The 4,731-nt window shown below is 42.2% G+C and carries 3 protein-coding genes; 2 read left to right on the top strand and 1 reads right to left on the bottom strand.

What is annotated here, in order from left to right:
- Window positions 1-37 precede the first annotated feature (37 nt).
- Window positions 38-1,924: a sucrose-specific PTS transporter subunit IIBC gene (locus tag HMPREF2764_RS08820; RefSeq protein ID WP_070528922.1), complete on the bottom strand. Its 1,887-nt coding sequence runs from the start codon at window positions 1,922-1,924 to the stop codon at window positions 38-40.
- Between the two features lie 378 nt (window positions 1,925-2,302).
- Here HMPREF2764_RS08820 and HMPREF2764_RS08815 point away from each other — a divergent pair, with 378 nt between their 5' ends.
- Entirely contained in the window at window positions 2,303-3,757 is a 1,455-nt protein-coding gene (locus tag HMPREF2764_RS08815) for a sucrose-6-phosphate hydrolase (RefSeq protein WP_070528919.1), read from the top strand.
- On the top strand, window positions 3,738-4,703 hold the full coding sequence (locus tag HMPREF2764_RS08810; RefSeq protein ID WP_023946516.1) for a LacI family DNA-binding transcriptional regulator: 966 nt from the start codon (window positions 3,738-3,740) through the stop codon (window positions 4,701-4,703). The genes HMPREF2764_RS08815 and HMPREF2764_RS08810 overlap by 20 nt, the downstream gene beginning before the upstream one ends.
- Window positions 4,704-4,731: the final 28 nt, after the last annotated feature.

Genomic DNA, 4,731 nt, shown 5'->3' with positions numbered 1-4,731 from the left:
GAAGCTGACGTGGTTTGAATTTGATTTTCGAAGAATATTAGATTTTCACTTCGATCACAGCATCCCCCTTCGCAACTGAACCTGTTGCGACTGGAGCTACTGAAGCGTAGTCAGCTGTATTTGTAACGATAATCATTGTTGTATCATCAAGACCAGCTGCAGCGATTTTGTTTGAGTCAAATGTTCCAAGAACATCGCCTGCTTTCACCTTGTCACCTTGGGCAACTTTTTGTTCGAAACCTTCACCGTTCATTGTTACAGTGTCGATACCAACGTGGATCAAGACTTCAGCACCGTTAGTTGTTTTCAAACCAAAGGCGTGACCTGTTGCAAAGGCGATTGAAACTTCAGCATCAGCTGGTGCATAAACCACACCTTGGCTTGGTTTCACAGCGATACCTTGTCCCATAGCTCCACTTGAGAAGACTGGGTCATTGACATCAGCAAGAGCTACAACGTCACCAACGATAGGAGTTACAAGTGTTTCATTTTGAAGAGCTGCTGGAATGTTACCAGTTGTTTCTTCTTGAACCAAACGTTCTGTCTCTACTTCAGTAGCAACTTCTTTTTCATCCTCGTAACCAAACATGTAAGTAAGAGCGAAACCAAGTGCAAATGATACAGCTACCATAAGAAGGTATTGGGCAAGTTGTCCGTTACCAACATAAAGCATTGTACCAGGGATGATGGTGATACCACTACCATTACCAGCAAGTCCAAGGATAGAAGCCAATCCACCACCGATTGCACCAGCAATCAATGAAAGGAAGAATGGTTTACGGAAGCGCAAATTCACCCCGAAGATAGCAGGCTCTGTAATACCGAGGAAGGCAGAAAGAGCAGCTGGGAAAGCAAGTGTTTTTAGTTTTGGATTTTTCGTTTTAATACCAACCGCAACAGTCGCAGCACCTTGCGCTGTCATAGCAGCTGTGATAATCGCGTTGAATGGGTTAGCATGGTCAGCAGCAAGCAATTGAACTTCAAGCAAGTTGAAGATATGGTGAACACCTGACACGACGATCAATTGGTGAACCCCACCAATCAAGAAACCACCGAGACCAAATGGCATGCTGAGGATCGCTTTTGTCGCGATAAGGATGTAGTTTTCAACGACGTGGAAAACTGGTCCAATGACAAAGAGTCCAAGGATAGACATGACCAAAAGTGTCACGAATGGTGTTACCAAGAGGTCAATCACATCTGGAACAACCTTGCGGACAGCTTTTTCAAATTTAGCTCCGACAACCCCGATGATGAAGGCTGGAAGAACGGAACCTTGCAAACCAACAACAGGGATAAAACCAAAGAAGTTCATAGCAGTTACTTCACCACCTTGAGCAACTGCCCAAGCGTTTGGAAGTGAGCCAGAAACAAGCATCATACCAAGAACGATACCAACAGCTGGATTTCCACCAAATACACGGAAGGTTGACCACACAACCAAACCTGGCAAGATGATGAAGGCTGTATCTGTCAAGATTTGTGTGTAAGTTGCAAAGTCACCTGGAAGTGGCATTTCAAGAGCGTTGAAAAGACCACGCACACCCATGAAAAGACCTGTCGCTACGATAACTGGGATGATTGGAACGAAAACGTCACCGAAAGTACGGATAGCACGTTGGAACCAGTTCCCTTGTTTGGCAGCTTCTGCTTTCATGTCATCTTTAGATGATGTTGGCAAACCAAGCGCAACAACTTCATCGTACATTTTGTTAACTGTACCAGTACCAAAGATGATTTGGTATTGACCTGAGTTAAAGAAAGCACCTTGAACTTTTTCCAAGTTCTCAATCACTTCTTTATTGATTTTTCCTTCATCTTTTACCATAACACGGAGGCGAGTTGCACAGTGAGCTACACTGTTAACATTCTCACGTCCGCCCAAGGCATCGATGACTTTTTTTGCAATTTCCTGATTGTTCATTTGCAAAAATCTCCTTATAAAAAATTTATTCTTGTATGAAAGCGATTTTATTCGCCCTTACGACTATTATTTTATCATGTTTTAGAAATATGTCAAGCGTTTTGCAGAAAAAATATTCTATCCACTTAGTGGGCACGATTTAGATTGATTGCTTTTGATTGTTTTATCAGATATTCCTTGAAAAAATAAGTTTAAAATCTTGGTTAAAAGGGTTTTGTTTCATTATCTTTCATATTTTCCTAAAAATTTGATTGATTCCCTGCATTTATTTTGTGACAAACGTTTGACAGTTTTTCTCTTTTTTAACATAAAAGGCTTGCTTTTTTTTCCGAAAACGGTTACTATTAAAAGTGATAAGATTTTTGGAGGAATGAAAGAATGAAATGGACTACTGAGCGTCGTTACAGACTTTATCAAGACTGGACGCAAGAAGAAATTAAGAATATTAAGGAAAATATGGCACAATCTCCATGGCATACTCATTACCACGTTGAGCCAAAAACAGGACTCCTAAACGACCCAAATGGCTTTTCTTACTTTGATGGAAAGTGGATTGTTTTTTATCAGAACTTTCCTTTTGGTGCAGCCCACGGTTTGAAATCTTGGGTGCAATTGGAAAGCGAGGACTTGGTTCATTTCACAGAAACTGGAGTCAAAGTTTTGCCTGATACTCCATTAGATAGCCACGGCGCCTACTCTGGTTCTGCTATGCAATTTGGTGATCAGTTATTCCTATTCTATACAGGAAATGTCCGCGATGAAAACTGGATCCGTCACCCGTACCAAATCGGTGCTTTGATGGACAAGGATGGCAAGATTACGAAGATCGACAAGATCTTGATCGACCAGCCAGCAGACTCTACTGACCACTTCCGTGATCCGCAAATTTTTAACTTCAAGGGACAATACTATGCTATCGTCGGTGGACAGGACTTGGAGAAAAAAGGCTTCGTCCGTCTCTACAAGTCTGTAGACAACGACTATACAAGCTGGCAAGCCGTTGGCAACCTTGACTTTGCTAACGACCGTACTGCCTACATGATGGAATGTCCTAATCTGGTCTTTGTAGGGGAACAACCTGTACTTCTCTACTGCCCACAAGGATTGGATAAGAAAGTTCTAGACTACGATAATATCTATCCAAATATGTATAAGATTGGGGCTTCCTTTGATCCTGAAAATGCTAAAATGGTAGATGTATCTCAACTTCAAAACATGGACTATGGTTTCGAAGCCTATGCAACTCAAGCCTTCAACGCTCCTGATGGACGCGCTCTAGCTGTTAGCTGGCTTGGCTTGCCTGATGTTTCATATCCATCTGACCATTTTGACCACCAAGGAATCTTCTCTTTGGTCAAAGAACTGACTATCAAAGACGGTAAACTCTACCAATATCCAGTCGCAGCTGTCAAGGACCTTCGTGCCTCTGAAGAAGCCTTCTCGAATCGTGCTCAAACCAATAACACTTACGAACTTGAACTCAGCTTGGAAGCTAATAGCCAGAGCGAGATTGTCTTACTTGCTGATCAAGAAGGCAAGGGACTTTCCATCAACTTTGACCTTGTAAATGGTCAAGTAACAGTAGATCGTAGCCAGGCTGGTGAACAGTATGCCCAAGACTTTGGAACAACTCGTTCTTGCCCTATCGAGAATCAGGCTACTACTGCTACGATTTTCATCGATAACTCTGTCTTTGAAATTTTCATCAATAAAGGAGAAAAAGTATTTTCTGGTCGTGTCTTCCCACATGCGGACCAAAATGGGATCCTCATCAAATCTGGAAACCCAACTGGAACTTACTATGAATTAGATTATGGTCGCAAAACTAACTGATGTTGCCAAACTTGCAGGCGTCAGCCCCACTACCGTCTCTCGGGTTATAAATAAAAAAGGTTATCTCTCTGAGAAAACCATTCAAAAGGTTAATGAAGCCATGCGAGAATTGGGCTATAAACCCAACAACCTAGCTCGCAGTCTACAAGGAAAATCAGCTAAGTTAATCGGCTTGATTTTCCCCAATATTTCCAACGTTTTCTATGCAGAATTGATTGATAAGCTGGAACACCAACTCTTTAAAAATGGTTACAAGACCATCATCTGCAACAGCGAACACGACTCTGAAAAGGAACGTGAATACATCGAAATGTTGGAAGCCAATCAGGTAGACGGCATCATTTCTGGTAGTCACAACTTGGGAATCGAAGACTACAATCGCGTGACAGCGCCGATTATTTCCTTTGACCGCAACCTATCGCCAGACATTCCAGTCGTTTCCTCTGACAACTATGCTGGTGGGCTCCTAGCCGCCCAGACCTTGGTTAAAACAGGCGCCCAGTCTATCATCATGATTACAGGGAATGACAATTCCAATTCGCCTACTGGACTGCGCCACGCTGGCTTTGCATCTGTACTCCCAAAAGCACCTATTATCAATGTTTCCAGTGACTTTTCTCCTGTCAGAAAAGAAATGGAAATCAAGAATATCTTGACCCATCAAAAACCAGATGCCATTTTTGCTTCGGATGATTTGACAGCTATTCTAGTCATTAAAATTGCTCAAGAACTGGGCATTTCTGTCCCAGAAGAGCTTAAAGTCATTGGCTATGATGGTACCTACTTTATCGAAAATTACTACCCTCAACTGGCTACTATCAAGCAACCCTTGGAAGAGATTGCCTGCCTCACTGTTGACCTCCTCTTGCAGAAGATCGCAGGTAAGGAAGTCGCGACAACTGGTTACTTTTTACCAGTTACTCTTTTACCAGGAAAAAGTATTTAATACTCAATGAAAATCAAAGAGCAAACTA

The organism is Streptococcus sp. HMSC073F11, assembly GCF_001810785.1.
GTDB lineage: Bacteria > Bacillota > Bacilli > Lactobacillales > Streptococcaceae > Streptococcus.
The sequence above is the reverse complement of the archived record's forward strand: the minus strand, read 5'-3'. Positions and strand labels throughout refer to the sequence as shown.